Raw genomic sequence first — 25,131 nt, 5'->3', positions numbered from 1 at the left:
AGATTACTTGAAGCTTGAACTAATTGTAACGGCGCTTGGTTCAAGCTTCAAGTATTTCCTTTTGTCGACTGCACTTGTCGACTGCACCAGCAGAATTTACATGAGCGTAACAGTCCACATTGATTGATATGTGATCACAGATTTACATTAGACGTGATGGCGACCACATCACGTGCGAAGCGTCCTGATCCGCCCAAACTTGTCCGGCTAAATCAGACCTTACACAAGCACTCCCTTCTCCAAGGACGAGGGTGAAATCCACGTTGCCACCCCTGAATGCAAGGAGCCACAGGTGTCTTCCATCAAGAACCACAGATCACCCACAGACGATGCCGCAACCACGGCGTATAAGCGCCGCTTCCTAACCAGGCTGACAGCTGTCCTGGTCGGAGGAATGTTCCTGGACGGCTACATCCTCGGGATCATCGGCACGGTGATCGGCACCATCTCCACCGAGCTGAAGTTCACCCCGTTGTGGGAGGGCCTGATCGTTGCGTCCTCGCTCCTGGGAATCCTGGTTGGCTCGCCCGTCGGCGGCTGGCTCGGGGACAAATTCGGCCGCAAGCCGCTGTTCATGATCGACATGGGCATCTTCCTCGTCGGCTCTGCTCTCCAGTTCTTCGTCCATGAACCCTGGCAGCTGTTCCTGGTCCGGCTGCTGATGGGCATTGCGGTCGGCGTCGAATACGCGGTCGGCTGGCCGCTGATGTCGGAGTTCGCTCCCGCCAGGATGCGGGGACGCTTGATGGGCCTGACGCTGGTCGCCTTCTACGTTGGCTTCATGGTGGCGTTCATTGTCGGCTACGCGCTGACCACCACCACCTCTGTGGACTGGAGGATCATCCTCGGCTCCAGCACCCTTCCTGCCGTGATTCTGTTCTTCGCTCGCTTTGGACTGCCGGAGTCGCCGCGTTGGCTGTGGAGCAAGGGCCGCCACGACGAGGCCCGCGCCGTCGCGTACAAGTACATGGAAAACGCCTGCGACATGAACGACGTCGAGCACGAGCATGACCGGCCGGAGGGCCGCGTCAAGATGCTGTTCTCCCGCCGTTAGTGGCGCGCCACTCTGTTCTGCTCCATGTTCTGGCTGTGTGCCGTCACTCCCTACTTCGCGATCGCCACCTTCGCCGAGAGCGTGCTGAAGGGATACGGACTCAGCCAAGGACTCGCTGGCGGGGTAGGGCTCTCGGCGGTCGCCACCGCGGGTGTAATCCTCACCGTGATCCTCATCGACCGGGCCGGCCGGCGCTTCTTGACCGTCCCGCCGCAGTGGCTGTGCTTCGTGCTCCTGCTGATCATCGGACTGTGGGCGGGCGCACCCGCCTGGGTTGTGCTGGTTTGCTTCCTTGCCTTCTCATTCTTCAATGCGGGGTACAACACGCTGACAGGGATCTACCCCGGAGAGGTCTTCCCGACCGATATCCGCGGGATCGGAACCGGGTTCGCCACTGCCGTCAGTCGTTTGGGAGCCCGCGCCGGAACCTTCCTGCTGCCGTGGTCCATGGTGACTTACGGGCCGCAGGTCACTATGCTGATGGCCGCAGGGCTCACTCTCGTCGGTGCCATCCTGTCGCAGTGGCTGGCTCCCGAAACCAAAGGAAAGTCCCTTACCGAGACGGCTGCTGGGTTCTCGCACTAAGCCGGACGGCCCCCTGTTTGAAGTTATGACTCCGCTGCCCTCCGCCTACCGGGTGGAGGGCAGCTCTGCGCGATCCGGGGTGGTTTCGGGTAAGACATCATAAGGGCGGCCGAGACAATCCACATGAGGCCCACTGCGCCGAGGATAACGGCGCCACCGGATCCGGTGGCCGCGCCTGCCAGCGCTGCACCGGCTGCCGTGGCGCTCACGCGCAGGCCGCGCTGACCGTAAAAATCTGGGATCTGAGGTGCGGTGGGCTAAGCCGGTTGCGCATGGAGAGCATCGCCGCAGTCGAGGATGCGGTGAAGGCTCCTGATAATCCTATGGTTATGAGAGTCCAGCTTGCCCCGAAATCCAATGCAGCACCGATGGTCAGCAACCCCGTGGCGAAGAAACCCGCCATCATGACTGCGTGGGGGCGGCTGCGTGTGGGCCGGGCCGCCTCGATGAGGGCACCGAGAAGGCTGCCGATGGCGAAGGTTGTCACGACGGTTGCCCCGTCCTTCGGTGAACCGATCCGTTCAATCGAGAGCGCAACCGCTGCGATTGCTAAACCGCCCTGGCCAAACTGGGTGAGTGTGGACGCGGCGGTCATCACGGCTAAAGGACGGTGGCTGAAGATTCTGTGCAAACCGGCCTTGACCGCCTGCCAGGGTGAACCCCCGGCGCGCGCATGGGGGCCAAGCCCGACGGCGCGTATGGCTACAGAGCCCAGGGCGGCACCGGCTGCCAGCGCCAAGAGACCGGCCTGGGCGGGCAGGAACGCCGCGATCAGGGCGACAAATGCCGGGCCAGCCACGGCCGAGACGTTATAAGAGAGGGCATCGTAGGCGAATGCCCTGCGTACATCGGGAATCGCACCGAGAACGAAACTTGACAGCCCGCCCATGTAAAAGGGCGAGACCGCTCCAGCCACAGCCAGACATGCGAACGCAACCGGCAGTGGTACCTGGCCGAGGAAGGCGGTCAACCCGAAGGCGACGGCGGTAAGCATTGCGGAAGCCGCCACCAGCAGGCCCGGACGACGGCTCTGTCGAGGGCTGCGCCTGCCAGCGGGGCCGCGATGACGCTTGGGCCCAGCGACGCCGCAACCAGGGCCCCTCCCAAGGCGACATCATGTAATTGCTGCACGGCAAGAATGGGGAGGGCAGCGGCGGAACCGGCACTCGCCATTCTGGGTGGCACAGAAGCGGCGAGGTATCCGATGGCGCCCATTGATAGTCAGAACCCCTTCAGGCCATTGGATTGCCACAATGAAATGTGCGAGCACGAGTCAGAAAATGACACCATTCCGGCCGCCCGGGAATGAATCACCTTAAGCTGCAGGCACCCCCGGTCCGAAGACGGGGTGCCTGCAGCTGGAACTCAAACGGAGGCTTCCACCTGCCGGACCGTACGGTCACGGTCAGTGGCTACCGGCAGGCCGGGTCTCCGGAGCACCCTCTTCGTTCGCTGAAGGGGCCCAGATGTCTCCGAGCGTGAAGCCGTTGGGGAAAGGGTCCTCAGGATCGAGCACATAGGTGCTGAACCCGGTGATCCATGCCTGGCCACTGATCCGGGGAACGACGCCGGTGCGGCCGGCGATCTGTACTTCTTCCACAAGCTCACCGGTGTAGACGGTGCCCAGGACGCCCTCGTGGCGGAAGGGTTGGTTGAGTCCGAGTTCGCCCTTTGCGTGCAGGGTGGCCATCTTGGCGCAGGTGCCGGTGCCGCAGGGGCACCTGTCGACGCCGCCGGTCCAGGTGGCGGGGTTGTCGAAATCAACCGGCCCGCTGGCTGCCGTGACGGCATTCCTCCGGTCGGCGTTCGGGTTATCGGTGACGCCGGAGAGCTGGGAGATGGTGATGCCGATGCCCGGGTAGTCCGGGTGCTCCACCGGCAACTGGTCCTGCGCCGCCTTGAGGATGAGGGAGGAAATGCGGGTGATGTCCCTGCCACGTTCCGGGACAAGCTCGAGGGATCCGAACTGCGCCACGTCGGCAATGACGTAGAACATGCCACCCCAGGCCACGTCGACCGTTACCTCCCCAAGCTCGGGAACGTCAATGACCACGTCGGTGTAAACAGAGAATGCGGGCACATTCTCAAAGGTCACCTGCTTGACCTTGCCGTTGCGGCATTCAGCCTTGATGGCGATGAGGCCCGCAGGCGCTTCGAGCTTGAATTCCGTGAACGGTTCCTGCATGGGGATCATGCCCGTCTCAAGCAGGACCGTCGCCACCGCAATGGTGTTTCCGCCGCTCATGACGGGGTATTCCACCTGTTCCATGATGATGAATCCCGCCGCCGCCTCCGGGTGCTTCGACGGAACGATCAGGTTGCAGCACAGCGGCGGGTACCCGCGGGGCTCGCGCAGCATCAGCATCAGCATCCGGATCTGATCATCATTCTCTTCGAGCCACTTCATCTGCTCGTACACGGTGTTGCCCAGGATATGGGGCACGCTGCCGGTAATAACGCGCATCGGTTCCCCGGAATGGGTCTCCACGGCCTGAACCATCCGCTTAAAGCTCATGCTCTGTACCTTCCTGCAAGCGTTTGAACAAGTGTTCAGTCATGCGCGCTGGCTGTGCAATGCCTGGCCGGCGCTTGATTCCGTATTCGCGGCCTGTTCCAGGCGGTGGAGTGCGTCGGCGTCGACCTCCACCTGTTCGGGCAGCTCGGTGAGCTCCATGGCCGGCAGGCGTACCCCGTGCTCGTCGCGGAGGTTTTCCAATTGCCTGGAGAGGCGGTCGGCCGAACCGGTGAAATTGGCGGGGTCGATGCACAGGACAAAGACGCCGATGCCGGGCGAGGTGCTGCCGCTGTCGAAAGGTGCCGCGTCCAGGGAGAACGAGGCTCCCGAGAGCGTGGCAAGGATCTCCACCAGCAGGGCAATGTTTCCGCCGCGATGCCCGCCGAAGGGCAACAGGGTTCCCGCCAGGGCTTCATTGGCATCCACCGTTTGTTCCCCGTCGGCGGCCAGCGCCCAGCCCGCGGGAATGGGGTTCCCGGCGTCGGCCGCGCGCCGAACGTTTACGAACGCGGTGGAGGAGGATGCTTGGTCGATGACCATGGGCATGCCGCCCGGCCGGGTATGCCGTAGGCCAGCGGGTTGGTGCCGAGGATGCGCTTGGGAGCTCCTCCGATAGACATCAGGGCCGGGCTATTGGCCGAGGCCACGGCGATATAACCCTGCTGCGCCACCTTGCGTGCGTAATAGCCCAGCTCGCCGCAGGTATAGGAATTCCGGATCCACAGCGCGGCGATCCCGGCCTCGTGCGTAGCCTCAAGCAGATCCCTGAAAGCAGCCTGGAAGGCTGCCTGGGCAAGTCCGTTTCCTGCATCGACATCGATGACCGCCGGCGCCGCGCGGCGGACCTTCGGTTCGGCGCCGGCGGCAATCCGGCCCTGCCTGTAGCCGTCGAGGTAATCGAAGAGATGTCCCACGCCAACGGCGCGGTTGCCAACAAGCTCGGCTTCTACCGTCGCGCTCGAGAGGACTTTGGCATCCCCTGGACGGGCGCCGAAGGCCAGAAGGGCACGCTCGCACAATGCTGCAAGTTCGTCTTTGGAGATGGTGCTCACTGGCAGTTCAGTCCTCTCATCAGGACACTTTTGGAAGGTGGCGGCGAAACGGGGCAGCCTTGAGGGGGCTTGTGGTTCGCCTCACATTCAGCCTATTTTGTGATCACATATCAGTCAATAGGGCGACGGCCACAGGCTTAAGGAATCTCAGGGGTGACAGGGGGTGGTTAGCGGTGAGCGGTCCACCTTGGCAGCCCACGCGGCGTCAAGGTGCGATATCTCCAGGTCTGTGCCCGCGCGGGCCGCCTCCGGGTCGACCCACGCGAATGCCAGGAAGCGGCCGGAGGCCGGATCCTCCGCTGCGCTGGTGATGTAACCAACAACGCTGCCGCCTCGGGATACGGGTTCCCCAGTGACAACTGCGTGGCGGCCACTGGACAGGCGGAGTCGGACCAGGAGTCGGTGGCCGGGGCGGGCTTCGGCACCGGCGGAAGGTTCGGCGAGGCCAGCTTCGTACGCAGTGTCCTGCGGACCGAAGTCAATGCCGAAGGCAGGGACTCCGTTGGCGATCCGCAGTGCCGTAACCGCTTCGTCGCCAACAAGGGCCATTCCCTGCTTTCCAGCGGCTGCAACTAACAAGTCCCAAAGATACAACCCGTGTTCGGTGGCCGCATAGAGCATCCAGCCGCCAACTCCGGTGGTGGTTTCGGCGACTGCGCGGACCGGGACGCCGCCGACGTCGAGCACCGGCGCAACAGGCGAGGAAACCGCTGGTATCCCGCCCCGGGTAACCGATGCGAGAAGGGCAGCAGCATCAGGACCGATGAGCGCCAGGGCCGTCGTCGCGGAGGACACGTCCGAAACCGTTACTCCGTCCAGGTGGTGGGTTTCCCGGCGCAGGTGCCAGACGTCCTCGGGGCTGCTGCCGATGACCAGGTAGGCATCTTCCGCGGTCCGCACAACGGTCAGGTCGGCGGCGATGCCTCCGGAGGGGCTCTTCACAAAGGCGCCTGTGGAAGTGTTCAACTCCAGGGACAGGCCGGGCGCAAGGATTTCCTGGAGATGCTTTTCAGCGCCGCTGCCCCGGACTTCGAAGACGCTGGCGGCTCCCCTGTCGACGAGCCCCACACCGTTCACAGCCTGGCGCGCCTCGGCAGAAATAGCGGGTGACCATCCGTACGTTCCCCAGGCATCCCGCCGTCGGCCTGCTATATTCGGGCACTCGGTGGAGCCGTACCAGAGGGGGCGCTCCCAACCGCCCTGCGCGGTGCCGAACACCGCACCCAGGGCTTCCTGCCGGACGTAGAAGGGGGTCGTAGCGAACTTCCTCAGCTTCCTCGTCTGCTTGCGGGGGTGGCTGATGTCGTAGACCTCGTCATAGTTCTCGCTGGCGCGCTCAATGCTGACGGTGCGCGTCAGGTGCGTCTGGTCGAACCGGCGGAAGTCGAGGCTGGTGGTGTCGATGCCGGGATCCCCGGTCACAATCCAGTCGGCCAGGACGCCGGCAACACCTGCGGACTGGGTGAGCCAAACAGACTCCCCCAGCCACAGCCCCCTGATGCCCGGCACCTCGCCGAGGAGCGGGTTCCCGTCCGGGGTGAAGGAGAAGATCCCGTTGTAGCCTTCGGTCGCTTTACAGCTCTGGGTCTCGGGAAGAGCCGCTGGACTTCTGCCCATCCGTCCTTCAGATCGTTGCACGTCAGGGGGTGGATTGCAGGCTCAACCTGCGTTTCCGCGTAGTCCTCCGGGGACGCTATCTCCGACTGTTCCACCGGGATGACCCGGTGCTCATAGGTCCCCCACGTCAGCCGGTCGCCCATCTGGCGAAGGTAGGAACCGGTGGCCTGGTGCCGCACCATCGGCCGGTCGATCTCCACCTCATCACTGAATCCGGCGAGCGACGGCAGCGGGCTGGTGTGGGGACGAGCAGTGTTCCATCGGAACCATGGGCAGTTCCAGCCCCAGCAGCTTTCCCAGCCCGGGCCCCCACAGCCCTGCGCAGACTACGACGATATCCGCCTCGATGAACGACGTCCCCTCCGGGAGCTGGTCGCCCTTGGACGGATTACCCGGCACCGGCGGCGTCGGCCGGACCTCGACGCCGGTCACCCGGCCGCGTTCTGTCCGGAACCCGGTGACCGCTGTGTGGCCATAGAACCGCGCTCCGTTCTCGATGGCACGCCGGGCCTGCCACTCGACAGCCCGTACGGCTTTGACCACGCCGTCCGTTGGCGTGTGCAGACCGCCGAGCACGGTGGAGGTGTCGAGGCCCGGGAACAGCTTCCCGCACCCGTCGGCGGAAACCATCCGGGCCGGCACATCCCAGGACCGGGCGAGGTTGTGCCGCCGGTGCAGGTATTCCAGCCGCTCCGGCTCGCAGGCCAGTTCCAAACCACCAACCCATTTGAGGATCCACTGGCCATCCAGCGTCAGCCCGTCCAGCTTGTCGAGTGTCCGCCTGGCGAGTTCAGACATCAGGGCAGAACCGGTCGTCTGGAACGCGAAGCCAGGAGCGTGGGATGAGGACCCGCCCGTGCGGTAGAGGGGCCCCTGGTCCACCACGGTTACGGACTTCATGCCATGGCGGGTCAGGTCGTCGGCCAGGGCGGCACCAACCACACCGGCGCCGATGATGAGGATCCGGGTGTCTGCGTCAATTCGGGCGGAGGCCACGTTATCTCCCTTGCAGTCAGAGACGTCCACGTCTCAGGTCAAAATGTCAGTTGGCTTCCCGGGTTGCGCGGGGCGCCCTTTTGGGAAGCAAGAATTGGGTGACCGCCACCAGGTTCGAGACGCCTCGTGGATATCGGCTGAATCAGAGTGTACGTGAGATATGTGATCACAACTAGCTCGTTCATGAACTTTTTTTGAAGCCGTTGCGCAGCCCGCTTGGGACATCCCGAACCGGGCCATTAGATGCGGGAAGCGCCGCCCCTGAGGGCCGCGCTTCCCGGGTAGTCGGTAGTCGGGTAGTCGCCTGACTACAGGCGCTTCGTGATCCGACGCTTCAACGCAACGATTGTCAGCGGGCCGCCAATGATCCCGCTGCGGCGTGCATGGCCGTCCGCCGGGCGAAGTCTTCCCGCAGCGTCTCTGCCACCCGGCGGGCTTCCTGGTAGGCGCCGTGCGAGCCTGCCGTTTCCGAGGTGTAGTCCCCTGCGAAGTGGATGTTCCCCACACTGCGCTGAAGATCCGGCAGGGCAGCATTACGCTTCGGGGAGAGTACGGAGAAGCAGTGCTCCCAGGTGGCGGCTGCCGCACCGACGATCCGGCCTCGAAGCTGGGGAGCCATCTCCATGAAGTCCTCGATCCACTCCCGGATGAGCCTCTCGTCGCTTTCGATCCCCGGAATGAACCCTGCTGAGTTGCCGTAGCAGGTGAACCTGACGATTCCGTCGGCCGGCAGAACACCGGGCCGGGGATTGATGAGGGCGTCAAACTTCTTGCCGACAGTGGAAACGAAGGACCAGTCCGCAAAGTCCGGCAAGCCCTCGATGTTGACGGCGATGGTGAACGTCGTGCTGCCCGGCGTTTCAGCAGCCCGCAGCGCCTGGCGCTTCCACTGCGGCACGTTATGACAGATGCCCGCCACCAGCGGAGCCGGCACTGCCATCACGACGTGCCTGGCCAGAAGCACTTCCTGCCCGCTGTCGCTGGCTGCACTCACCTCAAGCAGGCCATCCAGCTCACGCACGCTCTGGACTTGGACGCCGGTCCGGATGGCCGTCCGGGCACTGACGTTGGCGGCGAGGGCGCGGGGAAGCGCCTGCATTCCGTTCACAGGGTACAGGCGGTTGTCCTGTTCGTGGGCGATGTAGCTGGCGAGGTAGCGCAGGGCGTACTTCGCCGACAGTTGGGCTGCATCGCCCACTGCACCGCCCCGGACTGCAGTCTCAATAATGCTCCGGGCGGGCGCAGGGAGGTCCTTCGAGCCTGGCCGCGACTGTTTCGTTGGCCAGCCCCGCAGCCTTGTCGGTAATGGTTCCATCCTGCACGTTGTCCCTGTACTCGCGCTCCAGTCCCTCCATGAAATCGACCAAAGCCGCCTTGGATTCGGGATCCAACGGGAGTTTCTCGACGACTTCCGCCGTAGACCGCGCAACAGACGTAACGCCGTCGATATGCACGCCGTAGGTGGCCGGGTGGAACGGTGCGGTCTCCTGGCCGAGTTCCTTGGCGAGCACTTCGGCCCGCGTGCCGCGGTAGATGAACATTGCGCCCGTATTGACGGCGGCGCCGGCGAGTTGGACGCTGCGCGTCCGTCCGCCGATGTCGTCGTCGGCCTCCAGCACCTGGACGTCAGTGTCCAGGTCACGGAGGTCGTACGCGAGGGCCAGGCCCGCTGGCCCGGCCCCGACCACCACGACGTCGTGCATTGTCTTCATGCTTGACCACCTTCTTGTTCGGAGTTCCGCCCAGACTAAGGTCGGGATATGTGATCACACAAGGGTTTATTCCGGAATCTGCCCCTTGAGGCACATAATGAAGTCCTCGACGGCGGGGGAACGGCCAAAGGCGCGCGCAACGTAGAGTTCCGTCTGCGGCCTCCCTGCAAAGCGGCGGGTGGTGACTCCGGGCATCTGGAACCGCTGCACCGATTCCGGCAGTACGGATACCCCCAGGCCCGCGGCGACAAGGCCGAGGACCGTTTCCTGGTGGATGGCCTGCTGGACCACGATCGGCGGGGTCGGGAGGGACTCAAAGAGTCTGAGGACCCGCGCCACGAAGCCGGGCATCAGCCGGTAGGGAAACAGGATCATCGGTTCCCCTTCCAGATCCTCGGGACGGATTTCCGCCGCTGCGGCCAGGCGATGTGTTTCCGGAAGGACCACCACCAAGTCCTCCGTGCCCAGAAGTTCGAGGTTCAGCCCGGGGACGTCGCCCGGATCCCGGATGAGCCCCAGGTCGAGGTTTCCGTCCAGCAGCTGCTCAATCTGCTCCCCGCTGGTCAGCGGATGCAGTACAAGGTCAATGCGTGGGCGCTGCTCGCGGAAAGCCCGGATGGCCTCGGGAACGGTGGTGTAGCTCGCGGAACTGACGAACCCAACCCTGATCTTGCCGCTCTTGCCGGCAGCGACGTCGGCAACGTCTCCGGCGGCATCGTCAAGGTCGGCAACGGCAGCCTGGATCCGGTCCTTGAACGCCTGACCGGCCGCCGTCAGGGTCACGCGGCGGGTGGTGCGGTCGAAGAGCTGGACACCTAGCTCACGCTCGAGTCCCTTGACGGCGACGGTCAGCGGCGGCTGGGTGATGTGCAGGCGTTCGGCGGCGCGGCCGAAGTGCAGCTCGTCTGCGACGACGAGGAAGTACCGGAGCTGCCGGAGTTCCATGGAGATTCTTTCGATTGACGCTAATAATTACAAGCTAAATGATATTGGACCGGCTGCACTAACGGGTGAGTTACTGGTATCAGCACAGGCGCCGCCCCGTCGCCCATTCCCCCGTCAGAGGAGCCATCCATGGAATCAACCGAATACGCCGTCGTCGGTGCTGGGCTGTCCGGAGCTGCCACCGCCTGGCATCTCGCCGCCCGCGGGCACGACGTTGCCCTGCTGGAGCGTTCAACGCCCGCGAATGATGCGGGCAGCTCGCATGGCTCCGCCCGCATCTTCCGGTACGCCTATCCGGAGGACTTCTACACGGGCCTTGTCCAGGAGGCCAAGGCCGGCTGGGATGAACTGGCCCGCCTCAGCGGCAAACAGCTCATCACCCCCACCGGTGCCGTCGACTACGGCGCGATCCGCGAACCGGAGCGCCTGGCCGCCGTGCTGGAAGCACGCGGTATTGACCACGAACTTCTGAGCCCGGAAGAAGCCAACCGCCGGTGGCCCCAAATCGCCTTTGACACCCAGGTCCTGTGGCACCCGGACGCCGGCGTCATCGACGCCCACGAATCCGTCGCCTCAATGGTTGACCAGGCCGTGGCGCACGGCGCGGAACTCCACAACAACTGGGCGGTTGCCTCGATCTCCGGGTCCAACGGGAATTACACCCTGACATCCGAAGACGGGCGCACATTGCGGGCCGCCAACGTGATTGTCGCCGCCGGCGGCTGGCTGCCCCAGCTGCTGGGATCGCTGTCGCTGCCCTCGTCTTTCCTCGCCGGAATGCCTTCCTTCGAGGTGCGGCAGGAACAGGCCTACCACTTCCCCTACGCCGACGGCACGGATCATGAGGCTTCGCCGTGGCCGACGTTCATCCACAAGCGCGCAGGCTGGCAGGCCTACGGCCTGCCAGGCGGACGCGATGCCGGATTCCGCGGGCAGAAGGTCGCCGAATACAACGGCGGAAAGATCCTGCCGTCCGCCGCCGAGCAGGACGGACAAATCAACCCGGACAACCGCCGTCGGGTCATCGAGTACGTGGAACAGTACCTGCCGGGGCTGGTACCGGAACCCTACGCTGAAACCACCTGCCTTTTTACCAACACGCCTACGGAGGATTTCATCCTGGACCGTGCCGACGGCATCACCGTCCTCTCCCCCTGCTCGGGCCACGGTGCGAAGTTTGCCCCGCTGATTGGGCAGCTCGCGGCGAACCTGGCAACGGGCGCAGGCGCCGTCCCGGACCAGTTCCGGCTCGCAGCCCAGGCGCAGGCAACAGCGGCCACCGGAGTCCACGCATGACCCGCGGAATGGGGACCACTCCCCCGCCCTCGGTGTCGGCAGCAACGGTGACCGGGCTGCTCTCCGAGATTGCCGGCACCGGCACCGATGCGCTCCGCGGCGGCTACACGCGGCCGGTGTACTCCACCGCCGAACTGGACCTGCGACACTGGTTCATCGAACAGGTCACCAAGCGCGGCCTTACCGTGGAAACGGACCGCAACGGCGCCATCTGGGCCTGGTGGGATGTGCCCGGCGGGGACCGCAGCAACAGCCTGGTCACCGGCAGCCACCTCGACTCGGTGCCCGGGGGCGGCGCCTTCGACGGCCCGCTCGGCGTGGCCTCCGCCCTGGTGGCCGTTGACATCCTCAAGGCGCGCCTGGCCACCCCCACCCGGCCACTCGCCGTCGTGGTTTTCCCGGAGGAGGAGGGCTCCCGGTTCGGCGTCGCGTGCCTGGGCTCGCGGCTGATGACCGGCGCCATCGACCCGGACAAGGCCCGCAACCTGCGGGACCCGGACGGCTCAACCTTCGCCGACGTCGCACGGGCCAACGGCCTGGACCCCCGCTTCATCGGCAGGGACGACAAGCTCCTCGGCCAGATAGGCGCCTTCGTCGAACTGCACGTCGAACAGGGCCGCGGCCTCATCGACCTGAACCAGCCCATCGCGATTGCCTCCTCCATCCTCGGACACGGACGCTGGCGGCTGAGCGTCCAGGGGCAAGGCAACCACGCCGGAACCACGCTGATGGCCGACCGGCACGACCCCATGGTCTCGGCCTCCAGAATGGTGGTGGCCATCCGCGACACCGCCCGGAACCAGGCCCACGCCCGGGCGACCGTCGGACGCCTCCAGCCGGTGCCCGGCGGGACCAACGTCATCGCCTCGCGCGTTGATTTCTGGCTGGACGTCCGGCATCCCGACGACGCCGTGACGGCGGCCGTGGTGGAAAGCATCCATGCACAGGCCCAGGTCATTGCAGCCGAGGAAGGCTGCCGGGTCGAACTCCGCGAAGAGTCGCTGAGCCCCACCGTGCATTTCGATCCCGGCCTGCAGAAAGAGCTGCAGCGGGCCCTGCCGCAGGCCCCTGTGCTGGACACCGGGGCCGGGCACGATGCCGGCGTGCTGGCACCTTTTGTGCCAACTGCCATGGTGTTCGTCCGGAACCCGAGCGGCGTATCGCACTCGCCGGAGGAACACGTCGTGGACGACGACGCCGAGACCGGCGCTGAGACCCTGGCCGACGCCCTGCAGGGGCTCATGGCCTAACCCAAAACCCAGCACCCGCGGAAAGGAATATACCAATGGGCAACAGTCCCAGTACGACAGTAAGCGCACAACGGGTCCTTGTCCCGGGGGAAGTGCGGGGGGAGATTGCAGCCAGCGAGCAAATGCTTAGCTTCTGGGGCGGAGTCGATGAACAAAGTCGATGGCATCATCTCATTGGGAGCGGTTGTGTATGACGAGTTCTATTCCCGAACGATTCCCGTCCTGGTGCTCAATGACGACGACTTTTCGTGTGCTTTGACGGCCACGTATGCGGCGATCCTCGCTAAGGGGCAGGTGGTCCTTCATGGGTAGGCTTCAGCAACGCGACCTTCCGGCGTCCAGGCTTTCCCTCTCCAAAGAAGATCTGGAAGTGCTCGACGGAATCCAAGGCAGGGCCGCGCAGCAAGCGATGCGAATCATCGTTCGCATGGCTCACGTCCAGCAGGCCACGGAGCTGGTTGACGTTTCCCACGTGCACATCGGGGGAAGCATCTACACGGGCAAGGGAGGCCTGAACGTCATCGAGGAGCTGGTTTCCAACGGGGCCAAGGTACGCGTCCCCACCACGCTCAACGCCATTTCCATCGACCGAAGCCAGACAGGGGCCTCGAACAGCGGCAACGAGTCGACACGAACGCAGGTCGGTTGGCAACGGCGCTCGAAGCAATGGGTGCCAACCCTATCTTTTCCTGCACGCCCTATGTGTTCCCGAAGTCACCCCAGTTCGGACAAAACATTCTGTGGGCCGAGTCCAACGCAATCGTTTATGCCAATAGCGTGATGGGGGCTCGAACCCACCGTCACGGAGACTTCATGGACGTGGGTTGAAAATCCGCACTGCATGCGTCCAGCTGGGCAGATGGATGAGTTCGCTTCGCCGCGTCTTCAGAAACTTGCCCAACTCCTCCAGATGCGGGTTCTTCTCGGTCATGTCTTTCATTCTCGGACGGAAGGCACCACCGCACCCGGGGACATAGGCGTCCTGGGCGTGGTGGCGTCCATCGGTGGGCCGGGGCTTGTGGCGGTTCAGGCCAGGGGTGTGGAAGAACCGGGTGACGTTCTCCGTGACGATCTCCATCTGTGCAGGAGAGTCTTTTCTCCCTGAACACCGGCGTGCAGCTCCGTGACCTTGTCCGGTAGAGCGGAGCCGTCGGAGTGGACCACCTAGTCGGCCTGGTGATCTTGGAGGCCTGGCTTTGTGGGTCGAGCTTCAGCCAGGTGTCCCACGAGCTGACGCGGTTTCCCTTCGCTCGCCGTAGTGGGCGTAGTCGAACGCGAAAGCGACGAAGCCCTGGTCTGCGAACCTTTGGGCGTACCCGTCGGCATCTGCTCCTTTACGGATGGGGGTGAATAGATTTCCGACCAATGCCAGGCCGTCCAAGGTGATCTTGCTCTTCATTCCTCCACTAATACGCAATCCTCAAGGTGCCGTCGCGGGCGTTGACACAGCAATTACTGGGAAGTCGATGCGCTCGTGGATGCTTGGCTCGTGGCGCGGCTGAAGCCACACAACAAGACTTCCACCAGCCGCTCGAATTGATAATAGGAGAGAATTTTCCGAGGCACGACGCGGCTCGGCTGTGACTGTCAGCGAGAAATGGCGGCATATTCACAGCGCTATCTGGCGCAAGGAGCTGCCCGGAAGGGGATCCTTTAGTCCGGACGAACGGCAGGTCCCTGAGGGGAGCGCGTGTGGCTGTTATCCGCGGCTGGCGGTTGGAGCGTCGCTCACGATGGCCTGTCCTTGGGGTCGATCATTCTCCTGGACGTCTGCGTTCCTGGAGGAAGTGCATTGGGGTGAAAATTACTGGCAATCAGGTTCCGGGCATCCTGACCAAATGGCTTTCGCGATATTGGCGGCGGCGTGATAATAATCGCGCGGCCACGTCCTGAGCCGCCTACAGATATTTCACACGAAGGTTGGTGACCCCCATGAAAAAGGTGTATCACAGCCGCCTTGAGCAGCATCAAGCTTATGACCTAGGCGACCCGGTTCGCCTTGCTGCTCCATTGCTTCTGACTGGATTCGTCATTTTCGTGGTGATGACTCTATTTCACCCTGGTGGGCCCGCCAATGACCACAGGGTCATTTTTAAGGAGTATGCAGCAAGCACTAACTGGAGCGTGATACATCTCGGCCAGTTCGTTGGGGTAGGGCTCCTTGTGGCGGGGCTTCTTGTTCTGTATCGCGCCCTCGATCTCAGGGCCGGAGCGGCAGCTTGGACGGCACGGCTGGGAGCCGTATGTGCCGCAACCGCTCTTGGTCTTTACGCGGTCCTGCAAGCGGTGGACGGAGTTGCGCTTAAGCAGGCGGTTGATACGTGGGTGAGTGCACCAGCAGCCGAAGCGGAGGCGCGGTTCGCTAGTGCCGAAGTAATCCGATGGGTTGAATGGGGTGCCAGGAGTTATGAGACCCTCATGCTTGGCTCCGCTCTAATCCTGCTCGGTATCGCCGTCGCGCTTTCCGGAAAGCTGCCAAAGGCGCTCGGATACCTGATGGCGCTCTCTGGTGTTACCTATCTTGTGCAGGCCTGGGTGCTCGGGAACGCGGGCTTCACTGAAACTAATACCTGGGCGATTTTGGCCGGGTACGTTCTTGTCTTGGCGTGGATGCTCTGGCTTGTGGTGATTGCTTGGCGGGCGAAGCAGCTGACGGAGAAGACGGCGGCCTTATAAAGACACTTTCCTGATTGTCCTGTTCTGGACCAAGGATGTTTTCTCAGGCGGATGAGACAGTTTGGATGGTGCTAGCAGGCGCGACGCACTGCCGGTACGAGCAGCCGTCGTTGCTAGCTTTGCGGAGGCCTAGTTGAGGAGGAGGGCTGTGAGGCGGTTTGCACCGGTGGTTTCGGAGGCCGCCCCTGTCCTTCGTTCGAGCGGACAGAGGCTGATCAGCAACGACCGTTTCTGACCACCAGGCGGCAAGCCTTCACGGCTCGGCTCCCAGCGAGTAATTTCCCATTTTCGAAACCGGCCGAGTGTGCCCTCATAGGGCATGGGACCTGCCATGCTTGGCCATCAGTTGCCAACAATATCGTCTGGTTTCTCAATTCTGCCATCGCGCTTCTTCCATGCGCTCCGCGGGCCGAGCACCGCGAACACCTACGACGCAGACCAGGGGTACCGCTGGCGCTTCCCCCTCATGTGGCCACGTGCTTTAGCGATGGCGCTGGCATTAGCTAACCCTCTGTTAGGGAGTGGGTGCGCCTTTTGGCACTAGTCACCCTGGCGACGCCGGATAAAATATCCGACGTCGCCAAGGTGCAGCATAACGCTCTCGTCAGAGCTCGCTGGGTTTGCCCGGCTCGCCGACGGCGGGGTCGATTCCGTACTTTTCGAGGATCTTCTTGATGGTGCCGTCTTCACGGAGCTTCTCGATGTCCTCGTCCACGGCTTTGCCGAGCGTGTCGTTGTCGAGGCTGGACGGGAACATGACCTGGCCGACCGCAGCGAACTCGGGGACATTCGGGTTCGGTTTGACGTCGATCACCTGGGCACCCTCGATGGGGGCGTCCTTGAATCGGCCCTTGGCGGACGCGGAGGATGCCACAAGGGCATCGATGCGGCAGGCTTTGAGGTCTCCGTAGATGGACTCGTCGTCCTGGTAGATCTTGAAGTTATCTCCGAGCCACTTCTGCAAACTGTTGTTATAGAGGTTGCCGGCAACCGAGCCGACCTTCTTGCCCTTAAGGCCGTCGCTGGCGAGACCCTTTGTTGAGACGATCGCCTGGGGATCGGTCCACAGCGGCGTGCTCAGGTGGACGATCTTCGTCCGTTCCTTCGTGCGCAGCCAGCCTCCCGAGCCGATGTCGGCGCGTCCTGTCTGCACGGACGGGATGACCGCGCCCGCGCCGCCCGAGGTGGTTACCGTGACCTTGAGGCATTCGAGTTTGGCGATCTCGCCGATCAGGTCACCCTCCATGCCGGTGACGTTGTCGCCGTCCAGGATCGTGGCGGGTGCATAGTCGTAGCTGGCGGCCGTGAGCTCGCCAGGCGTCACTGTTTTGAGGTCTTTGTGTGCCGGGGTGCAGCCGGATGCGCTGCCGGCGGCGGTGCCGGCGGAAAGCGCGCGCACGAGTGTACGGGGATTTCGTGTCATGGTTTTTCTTTCTGTGCTGGGTGTCCCGGGCGGGTCGCCCGGGACGAGTAGAGACGTGGTGGGTTCAGTTGCGTTGGAGGTGGCGGCCGAGGCGCTGTTCGAACACCCGGACGAGGCCGAGGAAGACGAGGGTGATGGATCCGTAGATCACTGCAGTGAGCAGGTAGACGCTGAGGTATTCGAAGGTGATGGAGGCGATCTCGAAGCCCTTGGACATCAGTTCTGGCACGGCGATCACGAAGGCGAGTGCGCTGCCCTGGAATACGAGGACGGCGAGGCCGGCCAGGGGCGGGGTGGAAGATCCGCAGTGCCTGGGGCAGGATGACGATCCGGAACCCGGTCCAGCCGCGCAGCCCGGAGGTGAGGGCTGCTTCTTTCTGCCCCAGTGGTACGGCGGCGAGCCCGGCGCGGAAGTATTCCGAGGCGTAGGCGCCGGTGTTCCAACTCAGCGCGATGATCGCTGTGGTCAGTGAGGTCAGGGTGATGCCGGCGTCGGGGAGGCTGAAGTACAGCAGGTACAGCAGCACCAGGGCCGGCAGTCCCCGTCCGATTTCAACGACGAGGAATGAGATCCATTGCAGGGGCGCGAATTTCGCCGCTGCCATCACGGCGAGCAGCAGGCCGAGCGGGAATCCGAAGAGCAGCGCGAGCCCGGTCAGCTGGAGGCTGATGAGCAGTCCTGGTGCGAGGTTCGGCAACCAGCCGAGCCATTGGGTGAGGATGTCCATCACGCCACTCCGATCTTCTTGCGCAGCGTGAGGTCGACCCGCCGGGAGACGAGGGCGATGACGAGGCTGATCACGATGTAGAGCGCGCCGGCGACGATGAATGAGAGCAGGCCCTCGTGGGTCTGCTTCGCGCTCTGCTGGGCGTAGTAGGTGATCTCGCGTACCCCGATCGTGGAGGCCAGGGCGGAGTCCTTCAGCAGCCCGATGCCGTACGTGGCGATCGCGGGCAGCGCGACACGGAACGCTTGCGGGGTGATGATGTGTCTGACGGTGGTGATTGTGCTCAGCCCGAGCGCGTGGGCGGCTTCGCGTTGGCCCTCGGGGATGCTGAGCAGTCCGGAGCGGTAGATTTCGGCCATGAAGGCCGAGACGATGATGGAGAAGCCTATGATCGCGGCCTGGATCGTGGAGAGCCGCAGCGCGTACTGGGGCAGGCCGAAGTAGATCAGGAACAGCCAGGTGATCGGCGGGATGACCCGGACCACGTTGATGTACAGGGTGGCGATGCCCCGGACGATTCCGATCGGTGAGCGGGTGGCGCCGACAAGCACCAGGCCGATGACACCGCCGAACAGGAGCGACGCGCCCGTGACGTAAAGTGTCAGTCCGACGCCCTGGGCAATCGCGGGCAAGAGTTGGGTGATCATTGCGGTGTCACCGGTCCAGCACGGCTTTGAGGAACTGCCGGGTGCGTTCGTTCTGCGGTTCCGACATGACCTGCTGACTCGGGCCGATTTCCAGCACGCCGCCGTTGCCCATCACCATGATCCGGTCCGAGACGTCACGGGCGAAGTGCATCTCGTGGGTGACGACGAGCATGGTCATGCCCTCGTCCGCGAGGTCGCGCATGACGGCGAGAACCTCGAGGCCGATCTCGGGATCGAGGGCGGACGTCGGCTCATCAAAAAGCATGACCTTCGGCGACAGCGCGAGAGCACGCGCGATCGCAATGCGCTGCTGCTGGCCCCCGGAGAGGCGGGCGGGTTACGCGTTGGCCTTGTCGGGAAGGCCAACCCGCTTCAGCAGCCTGTTCGCGACCTCCTGGGCCTGCTCCCTGCTCGCACCCAGCACATTGCGCTGCGGCAGGGTGATGTTCTCCATGACGGTCAGGTGGGGGAACAGGTTGAAGCTCTGGAAAACCATCCCGGTGACGCGGCGGAGGTGGTCGATGCTCGACTTGTCCGGCCGCTTCCGACCGGCCACAACGTGGGCTCCGCCGATCGCGATCGTGCCCTCCGTCGGTGTTTCCAGGTAGTTCAGGCACCGCAGGAACGTGCTCTTGCCCGCCCCGGATGGCCCGATGACCGAGACCACTTCGCCCTCGTTCATCACCAGATCCACATCGGACAAGACACGGCTCGTGCCATAACTCTTTCCGAGCCCAGAGACCACAACCTCACCAGAGAGCGCAGTCGGTGGAGCTTTCGTGCCAAAACTTAGGCCCATATCGTTTCCTTCGGGTAGCGGACGCGTGTACCCCGACATCGGTCCGCGCATGTTAGATGATCTGCAAGGGCCGGGCGGTTGCTCAGCGCCTGCATAAGCTGTCAGATGATGTCTCAGGACATCAAGTGAGTGCCGGCGGTTGCCGCCGCCGGCTGACGGTTTTAGCCCTGGTCATGGGTGCCAGGATGACCGGCCACTTGGGAGTTAGCCCGGATGTGGTTCGAGTCACATTCGGAACTGTAATCTGTGATCACATATCAGTCAATGATTTGCTGTAACGCGGCTGTAAATTCATTCCAACCGCGCAACGGGTCGTCCCGCACGCGCCCCCGGGGGCATCGGCCGATGCTGACCTTAGTCCGTCTCGGGGCCGGTGCAGTAAAAGCAGCCGTCAGCGCAGCCGTCATCCTCGTCGGGCAGTGCGATTGGTGCGGGTATTGCATTCATGATCATTCCTTACCAAAAAATAAAATTGCCGGCTCCTCTTGTGTGATTTGTGATCACAAAATAGTGTGGTTCACACAACACTCGCAAGGGGGTTGGCAAAAGATCGCCGGACCCACATCCAGGGAACGGCCGGGAACCGCAGGCCGCTGCGGTAAGTATCAGGAAGTGCACCCATGCCGAACAGACTTCTTCTGCATGTCGCAGAAAACAAGAAACTTGAAGCCATCGCCACGCGCAACCGGCTGACCCGTCCCATCGTGGACAGGTACGTTGCCGGCCGCGGACTCGACGAGGCCTGGGCTGCCACGAAGGCTCTCAACCGGGCCGGCATCGACGTCAGCCTTGACCTGCTGGGCGAGTCGGTCCACGAACTGGGGCAGTCAAAGGCAGCCACCAGGGAATACCAGGGGGCCATCGAGAACATTCAGAGCCAGGCTCCCGGCTCCACGGTCTCCGTGAAGCTTTCGCAGCTGGGGATCATGATTGACCGTCAGGAGTGCGCCAACAACCTGAAGACGCTCCTCAACGCTGCCGCAACGCATGGGGCCACCGTGGAGGTGGACATGGAACACAGCTCTGTGGGCAGGGACACGCTCGCTATTTACAAGAGCATCCTTGCTGACCACCCGAACACGCGGGTGGCGATCCAGGCGAACATGCGGCAGACTCCTGAGGATCTGCTGTCGTTCGTCGACATCAAGCCGCGGATCCGGCTGGTCAAGGGAGCGTTCGATGAGACCTCGTCAGAGGCCCTTTGCGATGCAGAAGAGGTCACCGAGCAGTACAAGTACCTTTCCCGCTGGGCACTTCAGCACTTGCCCGATCCGGCCTTCGGTACCCACGACGACACCTGCATCGATGTCATCAAGGACACCGCACGCGAGCTGGGACTGGACAAGCGCTCCTTCGAGTTCCAGATGCTGTACGGGGTCCGGCGGAAGCTGCAGGATGCACTGGTCCGGGATGGATACCGGGTCCGCGTCTACCTGCCCTACGGCACGCAGTGGTATCCGTACCTCATGCGTCGCATGGCCGAGAAGCCGGCCAACCTCCTGCTCTTCCTTCGCTCCCTCATTGGAGGCTGAGCGGGCTTTGCCGTAGGCTTGATGTGATCACATATCAATGTCTGAGAGCTACGGTGCGGAACGGAGAACGCCATGAGCATTCAAATGTCCAGCCCAGTCACGCCTACATTGGTGGCTGACCAGGTGTACGAGGTGCTGGAGAATGCAATCCTGACCGGGTCTTTGGAATCGGGGTCCCCCCTTCGGGTCCGGGATCTGGCAGCCATGGTGGGCACCAGCGTCATGCCCGTCCGGGAAGCGATCCGCCGCCTTGAGGAGGCTGGACTGGCCAGCCGCATCCCCCACAGAGGTGCGGCGGTCCGAACGTTCACCGTTGCTGAACTGATCCACATCTACGATGTCCGGACCATCCTTGAAGTCCAGGCAACCAAGAAGGGGGCGGCGCTCATAGGCCGCGGTGACCTGCGGCAGATGAACTCCTCCTGCCGGCAAATGCAGAAGGCCGTCGAGGAAGGCCGGATTGTGGATGCCCTGGACCTCGACGAGGAAGTCCTCAGGGTCCTCTACCGGGCCTCGGGCAATCCAGTCCTGGTCAGCACCATCGAACAGCTCTGGCTCCAGTGCCGGCCCTACAAGGTCATCGGCGCCACGGAAGCCCTTGCCAAGAACGACAACACGCTGTGGACTCCGCAACCCGCACTGGTCCAGGCACTCATGTCCGGCGATACCGCCGCAGCCACCACTATCACCGCGGATTCCCTAGCCAGCGCACTGCGCCGGCTGGAGCTCCGCCTCGAATCCCACTAACCAAACCCGTGGCGTCCTGTCCCGGGATCACCCAAAGGAGAACACCAGATAATGACCACCCAATCAGTCAGCGTTACTGGGAACTTCAAGGTACCTGCGCCCTACAACGAGCCGTCACGCGAATTCCGCCCCGGCTCCCCCGAAGCAGCCTCCGTCAAGAAGGTCATCGCTGAGGTTACGTCCAGCGTCCTCGAGTTGCCGCACGTTATCAACGGAGTACGCTCCATGACCGGCGAGCTGCGCGACGTCACAGCTCCCCACCGCCACGCCCAGGTGCTGGGCCGCATCCCCACCGCAGATGAGGCAGTAGTCCAGTCTGCGATCGACGCAGCCCTGGCAGCCCAGCACGACTGGTCCCGCACCCCCTGGTGGGAACGCGCTGCCATCTTCCTGCGCGCCGGAAACCTTGCCGCCGGCAAATACCGTGACGAACTGGTGGCCACCACAATCCTTGGACAGTCCAAGACGTTCCACCAGGCGGAAATCGACGCCGCCAGCGAAGTAGCGGACTTCTTCCGCTACAACGCCCACCTTGCCCAGCAGATCTTCGCTGACCAGCCAGCGTCCCTCCAGGGCGAAGGCAACAGGCTGGACCAGCGCGGCCTGGAAGGCTTCGTCCTGGCCATCACGCCCTTCAACTTCACCGCCATCGGAAGCAACCTGCCCACCACCCCCGCGCTCATGGGTAACACAGTTGTCTGGAAGTGCTCCGAGAAGGCGGCCCTCAGCAATGACGTGCTCATGCGGATGTTCGAGGAAGCAGGCCTTCCGCCGGGTGTCATCAACCTCGTCCACGGCTCGGGCCGTGCCATCTCCGACCAGGCCATGAGCCACCCGGAGTTTGCGGGCCTGAACTTCACGGGTTCCACGGACGTGTTCCGCAGCCTGTGGAAGAAGGCCGGCGACAATATTGAAAACTACCGCTCCTTCCCCCGCCTGGTGGGCGAAACGGGCGGCAAGAACGCCGTTGTGGCGCACCCCAGCGCGGACGCCGATGCCCTGCGCGCGGCCCTGATCCGCAGTAGCTTTGAGTACGGCGGCCAGAAGTGCTCCGCGGCATCACGCACCTACATCCCGCGCAGCATCTGGAACCAGATCAAGGACGAGCTCGTCGAGACCGTCAAGTCGCTCCGCGTGGGCGATCCGGCCGAGCACCAGACGTTCCTCGGTGCCGTCATCGACGAGACGTCCCTGCGCAAGCTGGAGACCGCCATCGAGAAGGCCAAGGCCCTCCCGAGCCACACCCTCCTCGCCGGCGGCAGCGTCCACGCCGAAGAGGGCTGGTTCGTTGAGCCCACGATCTTCGAGACCACCGATCCCCACGCTTTCACCATGAGCGAGGAATTCTTCGGACCCCTCCTGACCGTCTACGTCTACGAGGATGCTGAGTGGGAGTCCGTGCTGGACCTGGTGGACCAGACCAGCAACTACGCCCTGACACTGTCCATCTTTGCCAATGACCGCCGCGCCATCTCGCTCGCCCTGGACAAGCTCCGCAACGCCTCTGGCATGACGTACATCAACGACAAGCCCACGGGCGCGCTCATGGGCCAGGTCTCCTTCGGCGGCGGCCGCGCCTCCGGCACCAATGACAAGACCGGTTCCCGCCTGGCACTGCAGCGCTGGCTCAGCGGCCGCTTCATCCATGAGAACTTCTCGCCGTCCAGCGAATGGCGCCAGCCCTACCTCGCTGACTAAGCAAGCGACCAGTAACCCTGGCCTTTCCTGAACGGCTGGGTGCGCACCCGCGCACTTAGCCTCCAACCGCCGTCGGGCTCCCTCGCAACGAACCGATCGGCTTCCCAGCAGCCGCTGCCTGACCTGTCCAGGCAGCGGCTGCTGCCCTCTCCGGCCTTCCACCCAGCCACGGAAGTTCACCCATGAAGAAACGCACCAGCTCCCGACCCAAAAGCACCCCGACCGCACTGCCACCCTTGAAACGCCGTGACGAACGCGGCACTGCGATGTCCATCCTGCTCCTGTTCGCCCGCCACAGAACCCTGGCAGCGAGCAGATTTCCGGCCTCCTACGGATCCCGGCCTCCACTGTCTACCGGCACCTCCAGACTCTGCTGCAGGCTGGCTTCGTGGTGGAAAACCAACTCATCGGCCGCTATTCGGCCGGACCTGAAGTGGTGCGGCTTGCCGACAACTACCGCGAGGAAGCCCTGGCCCAGGGCGAGGTGCGGCACAGGCTCGAGCAACTGTCACAGGACACCGGCGAATTGGCCGCCTACCTGGTGCAGAGCAGCGACGAAGTGCTGTGCGTGGAGTCCGTGGAAAGCGCCCACATCCTCAGCTGCAGCTACGCTGCCGGACGCTCCCGGCCCCTCCTGAACGGGGCCAGTGCGCGGGCCATCCTCGCGTTCCTTCCGGACGAGGAAAGGGACGATCACCTTGCCGGCCACTTCCTCCGCCCGGAGGAGGGACTCACCATCCGCGCCGATCTGGAAGCCATCCGGGAACGCGGCTTTGCCACCAGTTCGGGCGCCCTGGCTCCGGGCGTCTGGGGCGCCAGCGCCCCGGTGTTCGACGACGGCGGCCGGCTTGCCGGCGTCGTCACCACCATGGTGCCACTCGAGCGGGCAGCCACCGATGAGGCGCGTGCCGACTTCATCAGCAGCACCCGCCAGGCGGCTGCGGACCTCAGCCAGGTCGCCGCACCTGTTTGACCCGCCACTTTCGCATCTTTGGCGGTTTTTGGATAACGACGGCGACGGCGACGGCGATCCCCCGGGGACGCCGTCGTACCGCCGCCGGCCTTGCAAATAAGCGCGAAACCGGTCCATGCGCCATAGGATCGTCCCATGCCAGGAAAAAAAGTCGATGCCTCTCAACAGCCGGAGAACAAGAAGGCTGGGTTCGCGGCCGCCATGGGATCCTCGCCGGCTTTTGCCGTCACCCCCACCCTCGTGGCGGACCAGGTCTATGAGGCTTTGCGCACCGCCATCCTCACGGGAGAACTGGCCGGGGGCTCCCCGCTGCGCGTCCGCGATGTGGCCGAGATGGTCGGCACCAGCGTCATGCCGGTCAGGGAAGCCATCCGCCGGCTCGAGGAGACCGGACTTGCCACGCGGGTGGCCGCCCACCGAGGCGCAGTTGTCCGGGAGTTCACGGTCGGTGAACTGATCCATATCTACGAGGTCAGGGCCACGCTGGAGGTGGAGGCCGCCCGCCGCGGAGCCGCCAACGTTACGGACGCCGACGTCGCCCGCATGGAGGCCGCCCTGGCCCGGATGCAGAAGGCGGTCGCGGAACGCCGCGTCTCGGATGCGCTGGACGATGACGAAGACCTGCTCCGGACGTTCTACTCTGCGGGCGGCAATCCGGTTCTGGTGAGTGTCATCGAAACGCTCTGGCTGCAGTGCCGGCCGTACAAGGTCATCGGCGCAACGGAGGCCGTGGAGCACAACGACGCCAGCCTGTGGACCCCGCAGCCCGCCATCCTCGACGCAGCACGGGCACGGGACGTCAAGGAAGCCACCAAGCTGACCAAGCAGTCCCTGGCAAGCGCGCGGCAGCGCCTTGAGAAGCGGCTCGTCCCGCAATAAGCGACGC

22 protein-coding genes and 6 pseudogenes are annotated in these 25,131 nt (G+C 63.8%); 13 read left to right on the top strand and 15 right to left on the bottom strand.

Annotated elements, in window-relative coordinates:
• The first annotated feature begins 292 nt into the window (after nucleotides 1–292).
• Nucleotides 293–1,639: pseudogene (locus QFZ33_RS13660) on the top strand (MFS transporter).
• A gap of 205 nt (nucleotides 1,640–1,844) precedes the next feature.
• On the opposite strand, the gene QFZ33_RS13655 reads toward QFZ33_RS13660, so the two are convergent.
• From QFZ33_RS13655 to QFZ33_RS13620, 8 genes and pseudogenes are all read right to left on the bottom strand, one after another.
• Nucleotides 1,845–2,633, bottom strand: coding sequence for a hypothetical protein (locus QFZ33_RS13655; protein WP_307028274.1), 789 nt, complete (start codon nucleotides 2,631–2,633; stop codon nucleotides 1,845–1,847).
• A 411-nt stretch (nucleotides 2,634–3,044) separates the two neighbouring features.
• A complete protein-coding gene (locus tag QFZ33_RS13650; protein ID WP_307028272.1) occupies nucleotides 3,045–4,154 on the bottom strand; it encodes a proline racemase family protein in 1,110 nt (369 codons plus the stop codon).
• Nucleotides 4,155–4,193: 39 nt separating this feature from the next.
• A pseudogene (locus QFZ33_RS13645) lies at nucleotides 4,194–5,206 on the bottom strand (Ldh family oxidoreductase).
• A gap of 147 nt (nucleotides 5,207–5,353) precedes the next feature.
• The gene (locus tag QFZ33_RS13640) at nucleotides 5,354–6,823 is read right to left on the bottom strand and encodes a glycine cleavage T C-terminal barrel domain-containing protein (RefSeq protein ID WP_307028270.1); all 1,470 of its coding nucleotides are present in this window, start codon (nucleotides 6,821–6,823) and stop codon (nucleotides 5,354–5,356) included.
• Between the two features lie 204 nt (nucleotides 6,824–7,027).
• Nucleotides 7,028–7,819: an NAD(P)/FAD-dependent oxidoreductase gene (locus QFZ33_RS13635; RefSeq protein ID WP_307028267.1), complete on the bottom strand. Its 792-nt coding sequence runs from the start codon at nucleotides 7,817–7,819 to the stop codon at nucleotides 7,028–7,030.
• Nucleotides 7,820–8,168: 349 nt separating this feature from the next.
• Entirely contained in the window at nucleotides 8,169–9,134 is a 966-nt protein-coding gene (locus QFZ33_RS13630) for an FAD-dependent oxidoreductase (RefSeq protein WP_373427276.1), read from the bottom strand.
• Nucleotides 9,040–9,531, bottom strand: a complete 492-nt coding sequence (locus QFZ33_RS13625) for an FAD-dependent oxidoreductase (RefSeq protein ID WP_307028263.1) — start codon at nucleotides 9,529–9,531, stop codon at nucleotides 9,040–9,042. Before QFZ33_RS13625 ends, QFZ33_RS13630 begins: the two co-directional genes overlap by 95 nt.
• Nucleotides 9,532–9,597: 66 nt before the next feature.
• On the bottom strand, nucleotides 9,598–10,476 hold the full coding sequence (locus tag QFZ33_RS13620) for a LysR family transcriptional regulator (RefSeq protein ID WP_307028260.1): 879 nt from the start codon (nucleotides 10,474–10,476) through the stop codon (nucleotides 9,598–9,600).
• Nucleotides 10,477–10,605: 129 nt separating this feature from the next.
• Here QFZ33_RS13620 and QFZ33_RS13615 point away from each other — a divergent pair, with 129 nt between their 5' ends.
• The 5 genes and pseudogenes from QFZ33_RS13615 (at nucleotide 10,606) to QFZ33_RS23990 (ending at nucleotide 13,850) form a co-directional block, all read left to right on the top strand.
• Complete coding sequence (locus tag QFZ33_RS13615; RefSeq protein ID WP_307028258.1) at nucleotides 10,606–11,772, top strand: FAD-dependent oxidoreductase; 1,167 nt, start codon at nucleotides 10,606–10,608, stop codon at nucleotides 11,770–11,772.
• Nucleotides 11,769–13,022, top strand: coding sequence for an allantoate amidohydrolase (locus tag QFZ33_RS13610; RefSeq protein ID WP_307028256.1), 1,254 nt, complete (start codon nucleotides 11,769–11,771; stop codon nucleotides 13,020–13,022). Before QFZ33_RS13615 ends, QFZ33_RS13610 begins: the two co-directional genes overlap by 4 nt.
• 147 nt (nucleotides 13,023–13,169) lie before the next feature.
• Complete coding sequence (locus QFZ33_RS13605; protein ID WP_307028254.1) at nucleotides 13,170–13,334, top strand: hypothetical protein; 165 nt, start codon at nucleotides 13,170–13,172, stop codon at nucleotides 13,332–13,334.
• A pseudogene (locus QFZ33_RS23995) lies at nucleotides 13,291–13,626 on the top strand (aconitase X); the annotation flags it as partial. The gene QFZ33_RS13605 and the pseudogene QFZ33_RS23995, both read left to right, overlap by 44 nt.
• A gap of 62 nt (nucleotides 13,627–13,688) precedes the next feature.
• Nucleotides 13,689–13,850 (top strand): aconitase X, encoded by a 162-nt coding sequence (locus QFZ33_RS23990; RefSeq protein WP_373427275.1) that lies wholly within the window; start codon nucleotides 13,689–13,691, stop codon nucleotides 13,848–13,850.
• On the opposite strand, the gene QFZ33_RS13600 is transcribed toward QFZ33_RS23990, so the two are convergent.
• Both QFZ33_RS13600 and QFZ33_RS13595 read right to left on the bottom strand, forming a co-directional pair.
• Nucleotides 13,834–14,100 (bottom strand): hypothetical protein, encoded by a 267-nt coding sequence (locus QFZ33_RS13600; protein ID WP_307028252.1) that lies wholly within the window; start codon nucleotides 14,098–14,100, stop codon nucleotides 13,834–13,836. The genes QFZ33_RS23990 and QFZ33_RS13600 overlap by 17 nt on opposite strands.
• A gap of 132 nt (nucleotides 14,101–14,232) precedes the next feature.
• Nucleotides 14,233–14,421, bottom strand: coding sequence for a hypothetical protein (locus tag QFZ33_RS13595; protein ID WP_307028249.1), 189 nt, complete (start codon nucleotides 14,419–14,421; stop codon nucleotides 14,233–14,235).
• A 533-nt stretch (nucleotides 14,422–14,954) separates the two neighbouring features.
• Between QFZ33_RS13595 and QFZ33_RS13590 the strand changes: the two genes are divergently transcribed.
• Nucleotides 14,955–15,698 carry a DUF4386 family protein gene (locus tag QFZ33_RS13590; protein WP_307028247.1) on the top strand — a complete coding sequence of 248 codons (744 nt, stop codon included), beginning with the start codon at nucleotides 14,955–14,957 and terminating at the stop codon, nucleotides 15,696–15,698.
• 604 nt (nucleotides 15,699–16,302) lie between these two features.
• Here the strand turns inward: QFZ33_RS13590 and QFZ33_RS13585 are convergent.
• From QFZ33_RS13585 to QFZ33_RS13570, 5 genes and pseudogenes are all read right to left on the bottom strand, one after another.
• Nucleotides 16,303–17,121, bottom strand: coding sequence for a substrate-binding periplasmic protein (locus QFZ33_RS13585; protein WP_307028245.1), 819 nt, complete (start codon nucleotides 17,119–17,121; stop codon nucleotides 16,303–16,305).
• Between the two features lie 64 nt (nucleotides 17,122–17,185).
• A complete protein-coding gene (locus tag QFZ33_RS13580; protein WP_307028243.1) occupies nucleotides 17,186–17,359 on the bottom strand; it encodes a hypothetical protein in 174 nt (57 codons plus the stop codon).
• A gap of 76 nt (nucleotides 17,360–17,435) precedes the next feature.
• Nucleotides 17,436–17,849, bottom strand: a pseudogene (locus tag QFZ33_RS23985) (ABC transporter permease subunit); the annotation flags it as partial.
• Nucleotides 17,849–18,496 (bottom strand): amino acid ABC transporter permease, encoded by a 648-nt coding sequence (locus tag QFZ33_RS13575; protein WP_307028241.1) that lies wholly within the window; start codon nucleotides 18,494–18,496, stop codon nucleotides 17,849–17,851. The pseudogene QFZ33_RS23985 and the gene QFZ33_RS13575, both read right to left, overlap by 1 nt.
• A 7-nt stretch (nucleotides 18,497–18,503) precedes the next feature.
• A pseudogene (locus QFZ33_RS13570) lies at nucleotides 18,504–19,295 on the bottom strand (amino acid ABC transporter ATP-binding protein).
• 620 nt (nucleotides 19,296–19,915) lie between these two features.
• On the opposite strand from QFZ33_RS13570, the gene QFZ33_RS13565 reads away from it, so the two are divergent.
• From QFZ33_RS13565 to QFZ33_RS13545, 6 genes and pseudogenes are all read left to right on the top strand, one after another.
• Nucleotides 19,916–20,827, top strand: coding sequence for a proline dehydrogenase family protein (locus tag QFZ33_RS13565; RefSeq protein ID WP_307028240.1), 912 nt, complete (start codon nucleotides 19,916–19,918; stop codon nucleotides 20,825–20,827).
• A gap of 72 nt (nucleotides 20,828–20,899) precedes the next feature.
• Nucleotides 20,900–21,574: a GntR family transcriptional regulator gene (locus QFZ33_RS13560; RefSeq protein WP_307028238.1), complete on the top strand. Its 675-nt coding sequence runs from the start codon at nucleotides 20,900–20,902 to the stop codon at nucleotides 21,572–21,574.
• Nucleotides 21,575–21,625: 51 nt separating this feature from the next.
• Nucleotides 21,626–23,272 (top strand): L-glutamate gamma-semialdehyde dehydrogenase, encoded by a 1,647-nt coding sequence (gene pruA / locus QFZ33_RS13555; protein WP_307028236.1) that lies wholly within the window; start codon nucleotides 21,626–21,628, stop codon nucleotides 23,270–23,272.
• A 316-nt stretch (nucleotides 23,273–23,588) separates the two neighbouring features.
• A pseudogene (locus tag QFZ33_RS23980) lies at nucleotides 23,589–23,657 on the top strand (hypothetical protein); the annotation flags it as partial.
• A gap of 3 nt (nucleotides 23,658–23,660) precedes the next feature.
• The gene (locus QFZ33_RS13550) at nucleotides 23,661–24,245 is read left to right on the top strand and encodes an IclR family transcriptional regulator (protein WP_307028235.1); all 585 of its coding nucleotides are present in this window, start codon (nucleotides 23,661–23,663) and stop codon (nucleotides 24,243–24,245) included.
• Nucleotides 24,246–24,380: 135 nt separating this feature from the next.
• Complete coding sequence (locus QFZ33_RS13545; RefSeq protein ID WP_307028233.1) at nucleotides 24,381–25,124, top strand: GntR family transcriptional regulator; 744 nt, start codon at nucleotides 24,381–24,383, stop codon at nucleotides 25,122–25,124.
• The last annotated feature ends 7 nt before the right edge of the window (nucleotides 25,125–25,131 follow it).

This window comes from Arthrobacter globiformis (genome assembly GCF_030815865.1).
Taxonomy (GTDB): domain Bacteria; phylum Actinomycetota; class Actinomycetes; order Actinomycetales; family Micrococcaceae; genus Arthrobacter; species Arthrobacter globiformis_B.
The sequence above is the reverse complement of the archived record's forward strand: the minus strand, read 5'-3'. Positions and strand labels throughout refer to the sequence as shown.

Excerpts from the sequence above, each read along its gene's own strand:
- QFZ33_RS13585 (WP_307028245.1), bottom strand. The coding sequence starts at position 17,121 with ATGACACGAAATCCCCGTACACTCGTGCGCGCGCTTTCCGCCGGCACC.
- QFZ33_RS13600 (WP_307028252.1), bottom strand. The coding sequence starts at position 14,100 with ATGGAGATCGTCACGGAGAACGTCACCCGGTTCTTCCACACCCCTGGC.
- pruA (WP_307028236.1), top strand. The coding sequence starts at position 21,626 with ATGACCACCCAATCAGTCAGCGTTACTGGGAACTTCAAGGTACCTGCG.
- QFZ33_RS13630 (WP_373427276.1), bottom strand. The coding sequence starts at position 9,134 with ATGGAACCATTACCGACAAGGCTGCGGGGCTGGCCAACGAAACAGTCG.
- QFZ33_RS13565 (WP_307028240.1), top strand. The coding sequence starts at position 19,916 with ATGCCGAACAGACTTCTTCTGCATGTCGCAGAAAACAAGAAACTTGAA.
- QFZ33_RS13605 (WP_307028254.1), top strand. The coding sequence starts at position 13,170 with ATGAACAAAGTCGATGGCATCATCTCATTGGGAGCGGTTGTGTATGAC.
- QFZ33_RS13655 (WP_307028274.1), bottom strand. The coding sequence starts at position 2,633 with ATGCTTACCGCCGTCGCCTTCGGGTTGACCGCCTTCCTCGGCCAGGTA.
- QFZ33_RS13640 (WP_307028270.1), bottom strand. The coding sequence starts at position 6,823 with ATGGGCAGAAGTCCAGCGGCTCTTCCCGAGACCCAGAGCTGTAAAGCG.
- QFZ33_RS13590 (WP_307028247.1), top strand. The coding sequence starts at position 14,955 with ATGAAAAAGGTGTATCACAGCCGCCTTGAGCAGCATCAAGCTTATGAC.
- QFZ33_RS13650 (WP_307028272.1), bottom strand. The coding sequence starts at position 4,154 with ATGAGCTTTAAGCGGATGGTTCAGGCCGTGGAGACCCATTCCGGGGAA.
- QFZ33_RS13610 (WP_307028256.1), top strand. The coding sequence starts at position 11,769 with ATGACCCGCGGAATGGGGACCACTCCCCCGCCCTCGGTGTCGGCAGCA.
- QFZ33_RS13595 (WP_307028249.1), bottom strand. The coding sequence starts at position 14,421 with ATGAAGAGCAAGATCACCTTGGACGGCCTGGCATTGGTCGGAAATCTA.
- QFZ33_RS13625 (WP_307028263.1), bottom strand. The coding sequence starts at position 9,531 with ATGAAGACAATGCACGACGTCGTGGTGGTCGGGGCCGGGCCAGCGGGC.
- QFZ33_RS13560 (WP_307028238.1), top strand. The coding sequence starts at position 20,900 with ATGAGCATTCAAATGTCCAGCCCAGTCACGCCTACATTGGTGGCTGAC.
- QFZ33_RS13620 (WP_307028260.1), bottom strand. The coding sequence starts at position 10,476 with ATGGAACTCCGGCAGCTCCGGTACTTCCTCGTCGTCGCAGACGAGCTG.
- QFZ33_RS23990 (WP_373427275.1), top strand. The coding sequence starts at position 13,689 with ATGGGTGCCAACCCTATCTTTTCCTGCACGCCCTATGTGTTCCCGAAG.
- QFZ33_RS13545 (WP_307028233.1), top strand. The coding sequence starts at position 24,381 with ATGCCAGGAAAAAAAGTCGATGCCTCTCAACAGCCGGAGAACAAGAAG.
- QFZ33_RS13615 (WP_307028258.1), top strand. The coding sequence starts at position 10,606 with ATGGAATCAACCGAATACGCCGTCGTCGGTGCTGGGCTGTCCGGAGCT.
- QFZ33_RS13575 (WP_307028241.1), bottom strand. The coding sequence starts at position 18,496 with ATGATCACCCAACTCTTGCCCGCGATTGCCCAGGGCGTCGGACTGACA.